This window comes from Paenibacillus sp. MT86, assembly GCF_058792535.1.
In genome coordinates, this window is record NZ_CM179499.1 from 3,135,107 (window position 1) to 3,151,330 (window position 16,224).

General features: G+C 46.9%; 14 protein-coding genes and 3 pseudogenes. 11 read left to right on the top strand and 6 right to left on the bottom strand.

Annotated features, from left to right (window positions below):
- The first annotated feature begins 53 nt into the window (after nucleotides 1–53).
- A pseudogene (locus AC3RCL_RS13885) lies at nucleotides 54–448 on the top strand (VOC family protein).
- 40 nt (nucleotides 449–488) lie between these two features.
- Here AC3RCL_RS13885 and AC3RCL_RS13890 read toward each other — a convergent pair.
- Nucleotides 489–1,391, bottom strand: a complete 903-nt coding sequence (locus tag AC3RCL_RS13890) for a LysR family transcriptional regulator (RefSeq protein ID WP_492535827.1) — start codon at nucleotides 1,389–1,391, stop codon at nucleotides 489–491.
- 197 nt (nucleotides 1,392–1,588) lie between these two features.
- Between AC3RCL_RS13890 and AC3RCL_RS13895 the strand changes: the two genes are divergently transcribed.
- Entirely contained in the window at nucleotides 1,589–2,056 is a 468-nt protein-coding gene (locus tag AC3RCL_RS13895) for a DinB family protein (RefSeq protein ID WP_096774012.1), read from the top strand.
- Between the two features lie 93 nt (nucleotides 2,057–2,149).
- Nucleotides 2,150–2,554 (top strand): nuclear transport factor 2 family protein, encoded by a 405-nt coding sequence (locus AC3RCL_RS13900; RefSeq protein ID WP_492535829.1) that lies wholly within the window; start codon nucleotides 2,150–2,152, stop codon nucleotides 2,552–2,554.
- Nucleotides 2,555–2,718: 164 nt separating this feature from the next.
- Here the strand turns inward: AC3RCL_RS13900 and AC3RCL_RS13905 are convergent, their stop codons facing one another.
- Nucleotides 2,719–4,068, bottom strand: coding sequence for a glycoside hydrolase family 64 protein (locus AC3RCL_RS13905; protein WP_492535831.1), 1,350 nt, complete (start codon nucleotides 4,066–4,068; stop codon nucleotides 2,719–2,721).
- 311 nt (nucleotides 4,069–4,379) lie between these two features.
- Complete coding sequence (locus AC3RCL_RS13910) at nucleotides 4,380–5,123, bottom strand: EcsC family protein (protein WP_096774010.1); 744 nt, start codon at nucleotides 5,121–5,123, stop codon at nucleotides 4,380–4,382.
- A 308-nt stretch (nucleotides 5,124–5,431) separates the two neighbouring features.
- Here AC3RCL_RS13910 and AC3RCL_RS13915 point away from each other — a divergent pair, with 308 nt between their 5' ends.
- On the top strand, nucleotides 5,432–6,055 hold the full coding sequence (locus AC3RCL_RS13915) for a flavin reductase family protein (RefSeq protein WP_492535834.1): 624 nt from the start codon (nucleotides 5,432–5,434) through the stop codon (nucleotides 6,053–6,055).
- 203 nt (nucleotides 6,056–6,258) lie between these two features.
- Nucleotides 6,259–6,717, top strand: coding sequence for a DinB family protein (locus tag AC3RCL_RS13920; RefSeq protein ID WP_492535836.1), 459 nt, complete (start codon nucleotides 6,259–6,261; stop codon nucleotides 6,715–6,717).
- Between the two features lie 144 nt (nucleotides 6,718–6,861).
- Here the strand turns inward: AC3RCL_RS13920 and AC3RCL_RS13925 are convergent, their stop codons facing one another.
- Complete coding sequence (locus tag AC3RCL_RS13925; RefSeq protein ID WP_492535838.1) at nucleotides 6,862–7,824, bottom strand: helix-turn-helix transcriptional regulator; 963 nt, start codon at nucleotides 7,822–7,824, stop codon at nucleotides 6,862–6,864.
- Between the two features lie 108 nt (nucleotides 7,825–7,932).
- Between AC3RCL_RS13925 and AC3RCL_RS13930 the strand changes: the two genes are divergently transcribed.
- Nucleotides 7,933–8,412, top strand: a complete 480-nt coding sequence (locus AC3RCL_RS13930; RefSeq protein ID WP_492535841.1) for a GyrI-like domain-containing protein — start codon at nucleotides 7,933–7,935, stop codon at nucleotides 8,410–8,412.
- Between the two features lie 22 nt (nucleotides 8,413–8,434).
- Nucleotides 8,435–8,899 (top strand): DUF8821 family protein, encoded by a 465-nt coding sequence (locus AC3RCL_RS13935; RefSeq protein ID WP_492535843.1) that lies wholly within the window; start codon nucleotides 8,435–8,437, stop codon nucleotides 8,897–8,899.
- Between the two features lie 103 nt (nucleotides 8,900–9,002).
- Here the strand turns inward: AC3RCL_RS13935 and AC3RCL_RS13940 are convergent, their stop codons facing one another.
- A complete protein-coding gene (locus tag AC3RCL_RS13940) occupies nucleotides 9,003–10,196 on the bottom strand; it encodes a transposase (RefSeq protein WP_487717185.1) in 1,194 nt (397 codons plus the stop codon).
- A 370-nt stretch (nucleotides 10,197–10,566) separates the two neighbouring features.
- Between AC3RCL_RS13940 and ppsA the strand changes: the two are divergent.
- The 3 genes and pseudogenes from ppsA to AC3RCL_RS13955 all read left to right on the top strand — a co-directional run bounded on the left by ppsA (nucleotide 10,567) and on the right by AC3RCL_RS13955 (nucleotide 14,080).
- Nucleotides 10,567–13,182, top strand: a pseudogene (gene ppsA, locus AC3RCL_RS13945) (phosphoenolpyruvate synthase).
- A gap of 200 nt (nucleotides 13,183–13,382) precedes the next feature.
- Nucleotides 13,383–13,660 (top strand): annotated as a pseudogene (locus tag AC3RCL_RS13950) (ArsR/SmtB family transcription factor).
- A 36-nt stretch (nucleotides 13,661–13,696) separates the two neighbouring features.
- Nucleotides 13,697–14,080 (top strand): VOC family protein, encoded by a 384-nt coding sequence (locus AC3RCL_RS13955; RefSeq protein ID WP_036660724.1) that lies wholly within the window; start codon nucleotides 13,697–13,699, stop codon nucleotides 14,078–14,080.
- 121 nt (nucleotides 14,081–14,201) lie between these two features.
- Here AC3RCL_RS13955 and AC3RCL_RS13960 read toward each other — a convergent pair whose 3' ends face one another.
- Entirely contained in the window at nucleotides 14,202–15,152 is a 951-nt protein-coding gene (locus AC3RCL_RS13960) for a substrate-binding domain-containing protein (protein ID WP_492535846.1), read from the bottom strand.
- Between the two features lie 223 nt (nucleotides 15,153–15,375).
- Here AC3RCL_RS13960 and modA point away from each other — a divergent pair, with 223 nt between their 5' ends.
- The gene (gene modA, locus AC3RCL_RS13965) at nucleotides 15,376–16,215 is read left to right on the top strand and encodes a molybdate ABC transporter substrate-binding protein (RefSeq protein ID WP_492535848.1); all 840 of its coding nucleotides are present in this window, start codon (nucleotides 15,376–15,378) and stop codon (nucleotides 16,213–16,215) included.
- Nucleotides 16,216–16,224: the final 9 nt, after the last annotated feature.

Below are 16,224 nucleotides of genomic sequence, written 5' to 3' on the forward strand. Positions count from 1 at the left end.
CTTAATTCTATTATGATGAATATGAGTTGATTTGAGTGTGAAGGGGTGTATGTATGAGGTCTTTAGGGTCGTTGAATGTCGATGTAATTACATTGTTTGTGGAGGATTTGCACAATGTGAAGGTGTTCTATCAAGAAGTATTCGGTTTTTCCGCCGTTTATGAAGACGATGTTTCTGCGGTGTTCAATTTCGGAAATATGAGCATTAACCTCCTGAATATCTCCGAAGCCCACGGTCTGATCCATCCTGGAACAGTCGCGAGCCGAGAATCCGGATCTCGGTTCCAGTTTACGATCCGGTTGGATGATGTAGATGCAGTATGCAGCGAATTGAAAACACGCGGCGTTACCCTGCTTAACGGTCCAATGGATCGGCCATGGGGTGTCCGAACCGCTGCCTTCACAGATCCGGCAGGCATGTGTGGGAGATTGCGCAGCAAATCATTTGAAAAAGTTATGTGCACAACTGAACACGGAAAGATCCCTATCTCATGAAGACTTTGAATGACGGATGGCTGTCTCGATATAAGCCCTCAAATTTTTTATGAATGTGCGCATGGCGTATCCCACGAATCTGTCGCTGCGGTAGATCAGACAAATGTCTTGAGAAGGAGTAGGATTCCTCAGATGCACGACTTTGATCTCCGCATTGCGAAGATTATCCAGTAGAAGTCGCGGCAGAACGCACGCGCCAACACCGCTCTGTACCATTTGGAGGAGGGAGGATAATGTTGTTGTCACCATATGCGGCTGCACTGCAAAGCCGTTGTCCATGCAGAAGCGGTCGATCAGCTTGCGGCATTGATGATCGGGTGGAAACATGACCATATTCATGGAGCGCAGCCTGTTCAATGTGATGAAGTTCTCCCCTGCAAGAGGATCGTTCCTATGTACAGCCAATGAGAATTCCTCGTGAAACAGGGGGATTGACGTAAGACGTTCATCGTTAACGGGTCCGATGGTTACGCCGATATCGATGCTTCGGTCCAGAACCTGTTCCGTGACCTTCATGGTTTCCAGAAGGGACAGCGAGATGGTGGGATAGGTCTGATGGAAATCCAGCAGCAAGGCATTAAACATGAGATCCGCGTCACCGGGCAAGACGCCGATCGATAGCGATCCACCTTGCATCTGCTTCAGATCGGCAATGGCATCGCCCGCTTGCTGCAGATGCCCGAACACGGCGGCGGCATGTTCATGAAGAATCGCTCCAGCGTCCGTAAGAACAATGGTTTTTCCCACGCGATCGAACAACAGAACCCCTAATTCTTCTTCCAATCTCCTGATCTGCTGGCTTACGTTGGGAGCACTGACTCCCATTTTTTCGGCTGCTCTCGAGAAGTGAAGCTCTTCGCATATAGCCATAAAATACTGCAGTTGTTTTAACTCCATCCTGCACACCTGCTTTCCCTTGGATCATTGAATGGATGTTTCACGATTATTGTGGCGTTATCTTCCTGATCTGTCAATTCATTATCGTTAACTTATACTTAACGTTCCGGTAATGTCCACTGTATTGATGTAACGTTCCGTGCGACCTATACTTGGGAGCATAACAAACGTTTATTATGACAAAGGAGGAAATGAACATGTCCGAAGCGATAATTAATACGGCGAAGATTGGACGTCAAGTGGTGCTGCAGCAGGTGCAGGCTATACCGGAGGAGCAGTTCGACATACAAACTGCAGGATTTAACAACACCATCCGTTGGAATGTCGGCCATATCATTTATTGGATGGATACGTATACTGCCCTGAGCTTTGGTTCCCCATCAGACATACCGGACTCGTATGCTTTACTGTTTAACTCCGGAACCAAGCCCTCGGAATGGAAGGTGGCTCCTCCATCGAAAAAAGAGCTGGTCGAGATGTTAACAGCTCAGCTTTCACGCCTATCTGGGCTGAATTCTGATATGCTCGACGAGAAGCTTTCAACTCCGTTTGTCATGGGACCGTTCCAATTCAGTACGGCTGGGGACCTATTCAACTTCGCGCTGCTGCACGAAGCCATTCACCTCGGAACGATATCAAGCCAGCTAAAGGTTCAGACACGCTAATCAAAGCTTGGAAAGCGTAAACAAGGGCGAATGATCGACAGCTTCATGAATGGAGCTATCATTTTAACGATTAACCATAAGGAGGAAGCCTACATGCAAAAATCCGTAGACTCCGTATCAACCCGAACGACTGAAAGTTTTGAAGCTTTTAAGCAGGCTTTAGAAACAGGGCATACAGCGGATTTTCTCGATAAGGTTACAGATGGTTTTCATTACTTTGTTCCGCTCCCGCTAGATGGGTGGGATCACAAGCAGCAAGGCAAAGAGCGGTTCGAGGAGCTGGTCAGGTTCGAGCGTTCCGTATTTCAGATGCAGCTGATTCCGCTCGTCTTGATTGAGAATGCGGACCACGGGATGGTGGTATTTCGCTCAGAAGGTTTGTTGAATGGCCGGTCTTTTAGTAATGAGCTTGCCATCGTCTTCGAGTTCGAGGGAGAGCGGATTGCCTCCTTCCGCGAATATGTAGGTATGCCGTTAAAAAACTATGAGGCTCCCTAATGGGCAGGCCGGTCTTGTTCTCCACGGCGTTATGTGGTTTCTAACCGGTTTACTGGGTATAAACGAATGAAAAGCCGCCAAAATCGCGGCTTTTTTGCACTAAAGATGATAGATAAAGCGAGTAGGCTATTTCCAATCTCAGTCACTCAGGTATCATGGGGGATTTACCAACCGATGCGGATGATCAGGCCTTTCGGGTCGCCAACTTCAAGGTAAGCGGCCTGGCCGTTGACATCGTCATACGGAAAACCGTAGGCCAAGCGGTTAATGCTGTGGTCGTGCCAGAATTTTGCGTAATAATTGGCCGGGGCGGCTTGATAGTAATTCGAAACGTTATTCCAGTCGTTGGCCTTGTAAACATGACGTTGAATGGCGGCACAAGTTGCCGCATCCGTTAAAGCGCCGTCGCACCGGAAAATATCCTGGGTGCTGTACGGAGCGTACCCGCCGAAATAGTTGGCATTCGCGCCACCCTGGGCAAAAGAACCGTGAATCGGCGCGACAATGCGATACGGTGCTTGAATCGTGGCCAACGATTTGAAGGCTGCAGGAACTTCCGCCTGGAATTTGGCGAAGATTCCGTTTCGGGTTTCGGATTCCAGCTCGCCTACAGTCTGGTCAAAGGAACCGGATTTATTGACCAGACGATGCTGAAGGGGAAAACCGAATCCGTCGACGCGTGTCGTATTGCCGTGATAGCCGGCGGCGTCAATCGTGAATTCAACGAAATCAAAATAAATATCGCGGTTCGGGTCGGTCGGATTGTTCAGATCGGGGCCGGCGAATCCATCGTTAAAGGTCTTCAAGTACAGAGGAGTGCCGACGCTAAGGAACATTCGGCCCGATGTGATCTGGGGCAATGTGACCCAAGAAGCATCGCTGACCTTATGATAAATGTTGGCGTAGTTGATGCCGTTCTTGGTTAAATGGCCTGGCGCATCATTCAAGGCGCTGGAGATCGGGACCAGTTTCCCGTTAAGGTCCAAATAGCTCCACTGGTTGTTGACGGGATTGATGCCGAGAACGCCCCAGTATATTTGCTGGTCGGTATAAGCGCCATGGGTCCCGTTCATGATCTTGACCGAGACGGCACCGTTTGGCGGCATGGGGATAGTGGATGGAAGAATGTCATATATGGAGCCGGAAGAAGAAGGAGGCGGCGTGGAACCGGCGGTGTAAGAAAATACACCTGTGTCATAGGCAGGGATCCCGTTATTGTAAGTAAACGAATAAGTAATCACTTGGCCGGCAGCAATGCCTGAGATGGCCTGCTCATATCGGGATTTTCCGGCATGGTAAGACATTCTGAAATTTTGCTGTTCACCGCCGTTTACTCGATAATGGACATCGACCCAGCTAGTGTTGACGGCGGATTTGAACCATACGGTGGCTGCGCTGCCGGATAATTCAACCCCCTGTGTATAGTCCGCAGCTTCGGCTCTCGTACCGAAAACGGACCAACAGGTCAGCAGCAGCGACAGAACCAGCAGGTAACGCATTCCCTTCTGCATCATCAAATTTCCTCCTTTGGACTTAGGATTAAAACAACTTCGCAATCGGGACTGAAACGGCATCCCTCCTTTATTTTGGCGTGATAATTGGCTGACTGTAAGTGTCAATCCATGCGATGACAAAAAGATTATAATTCCGTTTTCCAAAATTTAGTAGTAGCGGAATTTCGGGATGGGGTTCGCCATTTCGGAAATGGAAATATGCGCGTGGCAATGACAATGGAAACACCCAAAAAGCAGCTTATCCTATGGATGAGCTGCTTTTTGGGTATGCTTCGTTCATGTACCTTAGATGTTTAGGGGGAGGGATAGGGCTAACCCAATCCCTCGAAATCGTGCAATCTGCGCAGGCGGTAAGCGTTCATGGCGAATTCGCGCAGCTCCTCAAGTATGGTGTAATTCGCCCAAGCGCCTGCAAAAGCGCCGATCCCGGGCACCATCTGCAGCATTTTCCGGAAATCCATGGCGTCTCGATACTCGACCTGAAAGGTTTCCCAGTCCATATTCCGGGCATATTCGGTATCGGAGCGCCATTGTTCCTTTTCAATATGCCAACGCTTGACGGAATCGAGCAGCCTGGCACGGTTTTCTGGCCCCGAAAACGTCATTTGAAATACCTTGAGGATGAATACCCGCTCGGAGAAGTGTTTGGTGTCATAACCGTAAACATGCGCCAGCTCGAACAAAAATTTCATTTTGATCGCGATTAAAGCCGGAAAGTCTACCATGCTGAACATGATGCCGCCGGCTCCGGTACCAGCTCCTTCGGCAACCGCGATTTTTTGGTACAGAGCAAACAACGCTTTCGCTTCTTGATCGGCAGCTTCCAGTTCCAGAGAACGCTGGACCGGCCGGCTAGGCGTATATTCTGCTCCGAACAGTGCCGTACGCACGATCGATCGTATGGTGGTCGTTATGATGGTGTGCACCTTCGGGGGAATCCAATGATTAATCCGGCTGCCGATGGTTTTCGATGTTTTTTCCAGCCAGCCCGGCGGTTTGAACATCTGGTGTTCCCAGTCGGCGATCTCCCTCTGTACTTTATGCTCGTAATTCATGATCAATCGCTCCTCTAAACGTCTTCGCTATATTGTAACGAATATCTCCGTGGTTCGGAACAGACCGCGGCAGGTAACAGACCTCGACTAAAGTCCAGTATCGGATTAAGGGTACAAGTCCTGTTTACAGCTTTCTAATAACTTATAAATGGTTGCTAAAGCGGTTTTTAAGTCAGAAGTTTTGCAGTCGTAACTGCGGTGTATCCATAATTTCAGTATCTTGTGCTCTTATTCGATATTCCCCAGAACATCCCGAAATTTGTGATACATTACCCTTGAAGCTTATTATCGAGGAGAGTGAATCTGTCATGCATAAAGTAATTGAACCCAAAATCCTTTACTTCGGGACTTCGGTTGTGTTAATCAGCACATTGAACGAAGACGGTACACCCAACCTGTCTCCGATGTCGTCAGCCTGGTGGCTCAACCAATCGTGTATGCTGGGTATGAGCAGAAAATCGAAGACGGTTCAAAATCTGATCCGAGAACGGGAGTGCGTACTTAGTCTTCCGTCGGTTGACTTGATTCCTGCTGTGGATCGGTTGACGCTGTTGACGGGCAGCAACCCAGTCCCTGATTCTAAAGCACAGAGGGGCTACAGGTATGAAGCGGATAAATTCGGAGTCGCTGGCTTAACACCAATTCCATCCCTCATCGTTCAGGCTCCGCGCGTCAAAGAATGCCCTGTGCAGCTGGAAGCCAAACTTGTGAAGCTCCATGCATTTGAAGAACCCAGCTCGCTGGTTGCCATTGAAGTTCGAATAGAAAAAATCCATATTGAAGAAGAACTTCTTGTGACTGGTACCCCCAATTATATCGATCCAGCGAAATGGAATCCGATGATTATGAATTTTTGCGAATATTTCGGACTGAGCGAGCAATTGTCTGCATCAAAATTGGCGCCGGTATTCGGACCGGATCCCGTAAAATAGCCTGCTTTCAAAAAAGACACGTTGATCATGCGCGTACAGGTGCGTTACTCGCAGCTTGGAGCTTTGCGTTCTCTGGGATCCAATGCGATTTCCGCAATCCGTAAGAAACGATTACCCGCATGGGATGATAAGGTGAAGGAGATGAACGGCATAGGCCGGAGGAGGAGATCACCATCAGCGTAATTGAGGAATGGATCAGCGAATTGAAAAGGGAAGCCGAATCGACACGGGCGCTTCTCGAAAAGCTCCCGGAAGACAATTTTTCTTGGAGACCGCATCCGATATCGATGTCTTTGGGGCAGCTTGCCCTGCATATTGCCGGAGTACCCGGAGGGCTGGCTATATTGTTGGATGATTCGGTCAGCGAGGTTCCGGTTGTACCATTGCCCGAGCCGACTAACCGGCAAGAATTGCTTGATGCACTGGAAAATAGCTTGTCACTCGCCGAGACCAAGCTTCGGGCATGGGGAGAAGACGGTCTAAGAGATACCTGGAGGCTCGTCAGCAAGGGGGAGACCGTTTTGGAAGCGCCTCGGATCGACATGTCGCGCACGCTGATGTTTAACCACGTTTATCATCATCGGGGTCAGTTGACGGTCTATCTCCGCCTGCTCGGCATACCGGTACCGGGGATGTATGGCCCGAGCGCGGACGAATCATAAGATACCACCTGCTCCAGAAGGCCGAACTGGAACAAAAGTTATGCTAATTGTCGCGGGCCAAATTTTGGATGGAGCTCCTATTGCTGATTTCGATGAAAGGCCACGGGAAGGCTATCACTGAATTAATCGTTTCACTGGCGGTGTTTATGGGCAGTACAAGCTGAATCTTTCTTTCAAACCTTCTACGACTTGTTCGGGTATCTCCCTAACCTTGACATCCCCACCTAGAAATAGCAGCCAATTCGTGATTTCGGTCAATTCTTCCAACTGGTTCACATCGATAAAAGCCTTAAGAACGGCTGTGGTTTGGTAAGGATTCGTATATGCAATGGAAAACTTTACAGGATGGTACTTTTTGAACTGGGCAATCGCCTTTGGACCAAGATCAAGGACAAGGTTGATGAGCTCTTCCTGTTTACTCAGCTGCTCTAAAATCTTTTTCTTGCCAACCCTTTTTTTCGTATGGAATCGTTCTATGTCAGAAAGATTGTCGACAGGAATAATCCGTCTCTTTTCTTCCGCTAAGTCAAAGCCTTCAATTAACCATAAGCTTTTTTCACGATAAAGGTGCAGGAGATAAATGGGATAAGATTTTATTTCCTTTTCTTCCTGGATGGAAACCAATAAATAGTTGTCCAGCAGAAGGAGTTGGATGAGTTTTTCTAACATCGGATGGGGCAGGTCGGACAGATCAAGCAAGTCGGGATTATGGGGATTGGTTCCTTCAAACAGCAATATTTGATTTAGTAGAACAAGATCGTCTTGTTGGTTCTCCGAGATGAGGCCGAGTAATTTTTCAGCCAAAGAATGGCGACTCTTTAGATAAGGGAGCTGTTGATTTCGGGTGGCCATAAAGGCGATAAACAAAGCTTTGATTTCAGTGTCGGTAAAGCGGACCGTGGGCAGGACGGAGTTGTTCATGACAAAATACCCCCCATCCCTCCCAACTTCAGCGACAAGCGGCATCCCCATGGCTTCGATTTCTCGAATATCTCGAATCGCCGTCGAGCGAGAAATGTTAAATTCGCGCATTATTTCAGAAATGGTAAAGTGGGCGCGGTTGTTGATATACCGCATGATGGTATTAATCCGCTCAACTTTTTTCATCGGACTCTCCTAAACAGTATCATTTTTTGACATGATTTAAGGTTATTATAAACCTATCAAGTGAAAAGACGAATCATTTGAAAAATTTTAAAAAGGATGGTTTTGAATATGGAAAATTATACGCTTGAGGAAAAAGACAGCTTTATCGTATTAGGGATTGGAACCGAACTTAAAAGCGATTACACGGATTATGCCGGCATCAACAAGGAAAAAACGGAATTTTGGGAGTCGGTGAAGCAAGATGGAAGGCTTGATACCTTAAAGGCCATAGCTGCAAATGATTACATTTTTGCCGTAAACGAGGCGGTCAATAACAAGATGATGTATTATGCCGGCGTCATGACGGAGGAGTCGTTACCAGAGGCCACTAGGGTTATTCAATTTCCTAAAGGGGAATACCTCGTTGTAAAAGGGGAAGGGAAAACGGCCGATGAGCTGGGCAATAAACTTACCGGCATTGCCTTTGGTCAAGTATTGCCGTCAGCCAAGGATTTTGCCTATGTCGGCGGGCCGAATGCAACGGTGGAGATGGAAGAGCGGGACGGCTTCGTATGTGGCGAATTGTGGATTCCCGTCGTAAGGAAATAAATAAGAATAAAGGAGAAGCGGCATGGCCTATATCGTTGATTTTAAAAATGTATCTACGGTTGGTTTGGAGTCTTCGCCCGTAGCGGAAACGCTGGCTGGTTTACGAGCGAATGAGGCGCGTTACTTCATGAACAAATATAAGCATGAATTTACGGTTGTACCAGCCGGCGACAGCCAGGAGACTTTGGATTATGTGAACCGAATATTGAAAGAAGAACGAGATCTTGAGTTTGCGGCCAAACCTTTGGAGACGTCGCGTTTTCAAGTGGAAAATATCCAGTGGGCTTTCGTCTTTTATGAGGATGGCCTCGCGGTCAATGTCATGTATACGGTTGATGATCCTAAGAAGCGGGCTGTCGGTTTTAAGCTTTCGGAGGGGATGGAGGTACCGCAGGAGTTGGAAGGGAAGTTTAAGTTTGCAAGGCAGAAGTCCAAATTAGCCGGCACCATTCGGGGCTCGTTCTTTGTAATTGAGCATTTTGCATAATTCCGTTTTTGTGTAACAGACAGCAGAAATCAATAGCCCCAGACTACTAAGTGACTCGATTCTAAAAATGGGCAGACCAGCAGAATTTCATCAGTTTCAATTTTTAAGCTGCCGTTTGTTGTTTTCTAGAAACAATGGAAAGAGCGGATACAAGCAGCACGATGGCATTCAAATACTGGTGAGTCGTTACTTTCTGGATGCCCCAGACATGCATGCCATCAGCCGAAAGATAGGTTTTCATTCTGGAGTTGCATCGTTCCACACTTGTACGCTTGTTGTAAAGCTCCTTCCAGCGTTTTGTATCTCGATGAGGGCTGCAGTATCGCCGAAGATCGTCCTTCGCATCCACCTTGACGACCATACCATAGTTGGAAGTCGAGCAAGCCGCCATGCCTAATGGGCAGTCGACTTTGCCCGTGGCATGAGGACAACGGAACTTCAAGTAATCGCCGTCAGCACCCCAGTAAGTCATGGCGAACCCCATCGAGCAACATGGCGTTCCGGTTGCTGTCATCCCGGCAGGAGGTTCTTTCTCTCCTCGGGGGTTCAGAGGGATGATGGCTTGCGCTTTCACGTTTCGAGCGGCTTCGTAAACTTTCATTTGATCGTAGCCCGCATCGAGCATAAAGAATTTCGCGCTCGTTTTGGCAGCTACCTTCGCAATCAGACCAGGTGCCATTTCTCCGTCATTGACATGTGCGGGCGTGACTTCTAGTGCTAGCGGAAGTTCGCTTTTCGTGTCAACAGCTAGGTGGAGTTTGTATCCGAACCAAGTGACTTTGTGGCCGAATGAATCGAACTTTGCGCCCCAGTTGGCATCGCCGGTCTGCTCACTTTTGCGCTTGGGTTGCTTCTTCTCATAAGCATGGATGGCGGCGCTGTCGATCGCAATGTGGCTGCCGTCGATGATGCCCTCTTGCTGACAGAGGTTGACCAGATTCTCGAATAGCTGCTGTGCCAATTTTTTCTTTGTCAGTTCGGCGAAGACCCGGCTTAGCGTAGAAATAGACGGTGCTTTGCGATCTAATGAAAGTCCACACTGATAGCGAAATCGAAGATCTGTTTCCAATCGATGATGCAAGCCAGTAAACGTTTGAATATGCTCAAGCGGCGCAGCCAAAAGTGCACGAAGAATTCCTTCTCTACAGTGCCCGTCAGCGCCACGGGGTGAACGACTTCTCAATTGCTTGGCATAAGGGCGAAGATCCAAGACGCTAAAAAAAATGGGCAATCGATCTTTTGATTGCATTTTTAACAGATCCTCAAAGGAAAATAGACTTTCTTGGAGAATATACAAGTGACTTCACTTCCTCTCGGAGTTTTTGGGTTTGGTCACTTGAAAACTTCTCCAAATTGGGGTGAAGTCCCTTTTTTATGTTTGAAAATCCTTGTGTATCAAGGGCTCAGATTAATGCAAAATGCTCAATTAAAAAGGAATACTAAGCGGTGAGAAGTCAAATAAATAACGAAAACCCAATAAAGAACCTGAATCCTCTGATTTCAGGTTCTTTATTATTGCAATTACATAGACACGATGATACAATCTGAATGCGGCACAATCAAATATGAGGGTATAAGTATCTCATCTTACAATTTAATTGTACCACGCTAAAAATACCCTTGTCAAATGTTTTTTTTCTCAAATTAATGGTTAGGAGAGATGTTGAATGCGTTCTTTGGTTCTCGATTTTCAAGACATGGAACAAAACCAGCTGTTGCTCGTTGGCGGAAAAGGAATGAATCTAGGAGAATTAGCAAAAATCGAAGGAATACACGTACCGGAAGGATTTTGTGTTACAACCGCGGGATATCAAAAAGCCATCGAACAAAACGAAACCTATCATGATTTGCTGGGACAGCTAGCCATGCTAAAAGCAGAGGATCGGGAGCGAATTGGTGAAGTCAGCAGGAAGATCAGGCAAATCATTATGGACGCAGAGATTCCTGCCGACGTCGTGAAAGCCGTAACTCATTATCTCTCTCGGTATGGCGAGGAACATGCTTATGCCGTGCGTTCCAGTGCGACAGCTGAAGATTTACCGCATGCCTCCTTTGCCGGTCAACAGGACACCTATTTAAATATCATCGGGACAGAGGCCGTCTTGCAGCATATCAGTAAATGCTGGGCATCCCTATTCACGGATCGCGCCGTGATCTACCGGATGCAAAATGGATTTGACCACACTCAAGTTTATTTATCCGTGATCGTTCAAAGGATGGTTTTCCCGCAGGCTTCAGGGATACTATTCACGGCAGACCCGATGACATCCAATCGTAAGCTGCTGTCCATCGATGCCAGCTTTGGACTTGGAGAAGCGCTGGTCTCCGGTTTGGTATCTGCCGATTGTTACAAAGTACAGGATGAGGTCATCGTCGATAAGAGGATAGCCGCCAAAACATTGGCGATCTATGGACGACAGGAGGGCGGAACAAAGACCCGGTCGATTGCCCCCGATCAGCAAAAGATCCAAACCCTTACCGAACAACAAATTTTACGGCTGGCACGCATCGGAAGACAGATTGAAGCTTATTTCGGCCGGCCGCAAGATATCGAATGGTGCCTGGCCGATGACGTGTTTTATATCGTTCAGAGCCGACCGATCACGACGTTATACTCGATTCCTGAAGCGAGTGATCAAGAAAATCGCGTCTATATCTCTGTTGGTCATCAACAAATGATGACGGATCCCATGAAACCGCTGGGATTGTCTTTTTTCCTGCTAACGACTCCTGCACCCATGCGCAAAGCCGGCGGAAGATTGTTTGTTGATGTCACACATCATCTGGCATCGCCTAACAGCAGAGAATTTTTATTAAATAGCATGGAACAACACGATCCGCTCATGAAAGACGCACTTATGACCATCATAGATCGAGGAGATTTTATAAAATCGTTACCCGTTGATAAAAAAGAAGCGAGTCCCGTTAAAAGCAGTAATGCTATGCCGCCTGCCGGTGCTCCCCCACAATTCGAAAACGAGCCGACAATCGTTAATGATCTGATTCAACGAAGTCAAACATCGATCGAAGAGTTAAAACATAACATCGAGACGAAATCCGGGACGGATTTATTTGATTTCATTCTGGAAGATATCCAGCAATTGAAGAAGATTCTGTTCGACCCGCAAAGTTCGGCTGTCTTTATGGCTGCCATGAATGCTTCATCATGGATCAATGAAAAAATGAACGAGTGGCTAGGTGAAAAAAATGCAGCAGACACGCTTTCTCAGTCTGTACCCCATAATATTACTTCGGAAATGGGTCTGGCGCTGCTCGATGTCGCAGATGCGATTCGTCCTTATCCGGAAGTCATTGATTATTTGCAGCAAGTCAAACATGATGACTTTTTGGATGAGCTGGTTACGTTTGATGGCGGGCGTGAAGCCCGAGACGCGATCCGTGATTTTCTCAGCAAATACGGGATGCGATGTGCCGGAGAAATCGATATCACTAGAACACGTTGGAGCGAAAAACCCGCTACGCTCATCCCGTTGATTCTGGGTAACATCAAAAACTTTGAGCCTAATGCCAGCCATCGAAAGTTTGAGCAAGGACGACAGGAAGCGCTGAACAAAGAACAAGAACTCCTGTAACGATTAAGCCGATTGCCGGATGGTGAACAAAAAGCCGCAGAAACCAAACGAATGATCGACCTTATCCGGAATTTCATTGGTTATCGGGAGTATCCGAAATACGGCATGGTTAATCGCTACTTCGTATATAAGCAGGCTTTACTGAAAGAAGCCGAACAACTCGTAGAAACGGGCGTTATTCATGACAGAGTAGATATATATTATCTCTCTTTTGAAGAACTTCACGATGTCGTACGCACAAATAAATTGGATTATCGAATGATCAACAAACGAAAAGACGAGTACAAATTATATGAAAAACTGACTCCTCCGCGTGTGATCACATCGGATGGCGAGATCATTGTTGGTGAGTACAAAAGGGAAAATATTCCTGCTGAAGCCATTGTAGGGCTGCCAGTTTCTTCGGGCGTTATTGAGGGAAGAGCACGTGTCATCTTAAACATGGAAGACGCTGATCTGGAGGAAGGAGACATCTTAGTCACTGCTTTTACGGACCCTAGCTGGACGCCATTGTTTGTATCCATTAAAGGATTGATCACCGAAGTGGGCGGACTGATGACCCACGGAGCCGTTATTGCGCGTGAATATGGATTGCCTGCCGTAGTCGGCTTCGAGAACGCAACCAAAAGGATCAAGGATGGACAGCGCATTCGCGTGAATGGAACAGAGGGGTATGTGGAAATATTATAATAAATACCAACATGAAGCCGCGATTTTCGCGGCTTTTTCAATTATTGAACAGCATTTAGGAAGCAGATGCCTTGCATGGAAATAAATCGGCTGGGGCGATTGGCGAACTTAGGAAGCTTATTATACGTTACGGTTTATTCACGCAACCACGAGGTTGCTTATTGTTGACAAGCAACCCTGGGGTTGCTCATAATCGGACTATGAAGTGGGACAAAGACGCAATATTCAAAGCTCTTGGCGATCCAACACGGGGCTTATGTTAGACGAACTATCCGAACGCAATGAGCTGACGTTGTATGAACTTACGGTACGTCTCATCATGAAGCACAACCTTTCCATTTCGCGGCAAGCGATAGCTAAACATCTTGCTGCATTGGAAGATGCCGGACTCGTCATAACCAAGCGTAAGGGGAAATATCGAGTCATTATCTTTAACAACGAACCACTGAAGAATTTGCTGAAAGGATGGATTGAGTAATTTTTAATTTATAATGCTGGAGGAGGCCATAAAATCATGAAAATCATTGTAACCAGTATATTCGTGCAGGATCAAGACAGGGCGCTGGAGTTTTATTCAGAGAAGCTCGGATTTGTTAAAAAGGAAGATGTTCCTGTCGGAGAATTCAGGTGGATAACGCTTGTTTCGCCCGATGTTCAAGACGGTACCGAGCTTTTGCTCGAACCGAACGAGCATCCTGCCGCAAAGGAGTATCAAAAGAAGATCTTTGCCGAAGGCATCCCGGCAACCATGTTTGGCGTTGAAGATATTCGCAAAGAGTACGAGCGGTTAAGGGAAAAAGGCGTGAAGTTTACGATGGAACCGACAAAAATGGGCGAACTCACAATAGCTGTCTTTGACGATACCTGCGGGAACCTTATTCAGATCGTGCAGAAGTAATTTACGGGTTTGTTAGATAACCCTGACTCTTCTGAATGGTGTAGGACAACAAGAACATGAAGACGATAAAAGCCGCATCGTATGCGGCTTTTATTTATAAGCATGCAAATTGCTGCCGTGCTCAAGTCTCAAACAGGACTTCTCCTGTACGGGATACATCAAACCCCGGAATCGAACGCAGCTCCTTTTGGAAGGCGTCCGATTGCAGAATTTGCAAAAGGGCGGGAATCCAAGTCTGACTCCACGTGGTTTTAAGTATCACAAGATCATAACGCTCCTGAATCAAAGGAATAAAATCAATTTGACCGATTATTGAGGCTGCTTTCTCAATGCCTACGCCAACATCGGCTTCACCGGTAGCAACTTTCGTCGCCACACCGAGATGATTGGTCTGTATATGATCATAGCCGGAAAGCTGCTGCGGATTGATTCCGTGAAGGCGGAGCTGTTCGTCGAGCAACACGCGGGCGCCTGATCCCTTCTCGCGATTCACGAATCGCAGCCCGGAACGGTCTAAATCAGACCACCCTTTAAGACCGAAGGGGTTCCCAGGCTGGACATATAACCCTGCATTTCTGGAAAGAAGATTGACGACCACATAGGAAGAACCAACGAGCAGCTTTCGAATATATGGAAGATTGTACTCTCCTGTATCTCCGTCCAAGAGGTGCGTGCTGACGATATCCGACTCGCCTCTGTACATAGAGATTAAGCTGTCGAGGCTGCCGACAAATGAACGCAAGGGTCGTATGGCGGGGATTGTTTGTTCCATATGTTTGGCCAAAATGTCTAGGCTAATGTCATGACCGGTAATGACGATCGGGCGATTCCCACTGGTGAATGTAGGCGGTTGGATAGGTGAAGGCGAAAGCGCCTCAACAGGTTGGTTGGATACCGGAACCGTTCTTGTCCTTTGTTTGTAGGCCTCCAGGTCAGCAGCATCCACCCGCATTTGTTTGCCGACCCGATAAGAGGGCAGCTCCCCTTTTTTGATCAGATCATACACGGTAAGTTTGGATATTTTTAAGAGCTTGGCAATTTCCTCCGTTGTATAAGACATGTCATTGGACATATCATGTTCCTCCCGGTTAACTGTATAAATGGTTTAACATTTGAGGCTAATTATAACACAATTGAATGAATTCAAACGATTCTCCTGATTTCTCCCCTTTCCGGATTATATAGATATCATTGAATTAGATATAAATAGATATATTTGGTTTACAAAGAATTGCGCATGAAAGTATAATGTTTATGCTTGAATATAACTAAATATAGTTTTTTGGAGGGGACCCATGATTAAACCGGCAAAGATTAGCGTGGTTTTATCTCTTGTATTATCCATGATATTAGTAATGGCGGGTTGCGGTACGGCAGCAAAAGATCATACCGATTCTCAAGCTGCGGATAAGAGTACGCCAACTTTGGCAGCAGCGGAGACGGTTGAATTGACCGTATCTGCGGCAGCAAGCATGACAGATGCTCTAAAGGAAATCCAGGAGGATTATAAAACGAAGAATCCAAATATCACATTAAATTTTAATTTTGGCGCATCCGGCGCATTGCAGCAGCAGATTGAGCAGGGAGCACCAGCCGACTTGTTCCTGTCAGCCGCAGCCAAGAACATGGAAGCGCTTGTGGATAAACAACTGATTGATGCAAATCAACAAAAAAATGTACTTAGCAATGAGTTGGTGGCTGTCGTGTCTGCGGATGGACAAGTACCGGTTGCAAGCTTTGCCGACTTGTCCAAGTCCGAACTAAAGAACATTGCCATTGGCATTCCAGAAAGTGTGCCTGCGGGAAGCTACGCTAAAGAGGCCCTTACAAAAACGAACTTCTGGGATTCGCTCCAATCCAAGATCGTACAAGGTAAAGACGTACGTCAAGTTCTTCAATATGTAGAAACGGGTAATGCAGATGTCGGGTTTGTGTATAAAACGGACGCATTAACCTCTGACAAAGTGAAGGTTGCATTTGCTGTGGATCCCGCAACATACACGCCTGTTGAATATCCGATTGGAATCGTAAAGGCAACGAAACATCGAAAAGAGGCTGAGGATTTCTACACTTATTTGCAGACTCAAGAAGCGCTGGACGTCTTTGTGAAGTACGGATTTTCCGTTCCGAATTGATTAGGGCCA

Bases quoted from the DNA above. Each gene is read 5' to 3' on its own strand.
- modA (WP_492535848.1), top strand. From the start codon at position 15,376: ATGATTAAACCGGCAAAGATTAGCGTGGTTTTATCTCTTGTATTATCC.
- AC3RCL_RS13900 (WP_492535829.1), top strand. From the start codon at position 2,150: ATGCAAAAATCCGTAGACTCCGTATCAACCCGAACGACTGAAAGTTTT.
- AC3RCL_RS13960 (WP_492535846.1), bottom strand. From the start codon at position 15,152: ATGTCCAATGACATGTCTTATACAACGGAGGAAATTGCCAAGCTCTTA.
- AC3RCL_RS13925 (WP_492535838.1), bottom strand. From the start codon at position 7,824: ATGAAAAAAGTTGAGCGGATTAATACCATCATGCGGTATATCAACAAC.
- AC3RCL_RS13890 (WP_492535827.1), bottom strand. From the start codon at position 1,391: ATGGAGTTAAAACAACTGCAGTATTTTATGGCTATATGCGAAGAGCTT.
- AC3RCL_RS13910 (WP_096774010.1), bottom strand. From the start codon at position 5,123: ATGAATTACGAGCATAAAGTACAGAGGGAGATCGCCGACTGGGAACAC.
- AC3RCL_RS13905 (WP_492535831.1), bottom strand. From the start codon at position 4,068: ATGATGCAGAAGGGAATGCGTTACCTGCTGGTTCTGTCGCTGCTGCTG.
- AC3RCL_RS13915 (WP_492535834.1), top strand. From the start codon at position 5,432: ATGCATAAAGTAATTGAACCCAAAATCCTTTACTTCGGGACTTCGGTT.
- AC3RCL_RS13955 (WP_036660724.1), top strand. From the start codon at position 13,697: ATGAAAATCATTGTAACCAGTATATTCGTGCAGGATCAAGACAGGGCG.
- AC3RCL_RS13930 (WP_492535841.1), top strand. From the start codon at position 7,933: ATGGAAAATTATACGCTTGAGGAAAAAGACAGCTTTATCGTATTAGGG.
- AC3RCL_RS13935 (WP_492535843.1), top strand. From the start codon at position 8,435: ATGGCCTATATCGTTGATTTTAAAAATGTATCTACGGTTGGTTTGGAG.
- AC3RCL_RS13895 (WP_096774012.1), top strand. From the start codon at position 1,589: ATGTCCGAAGCGATAATTAATACGGCGAAGATTGGACGTCAAGTGGTG.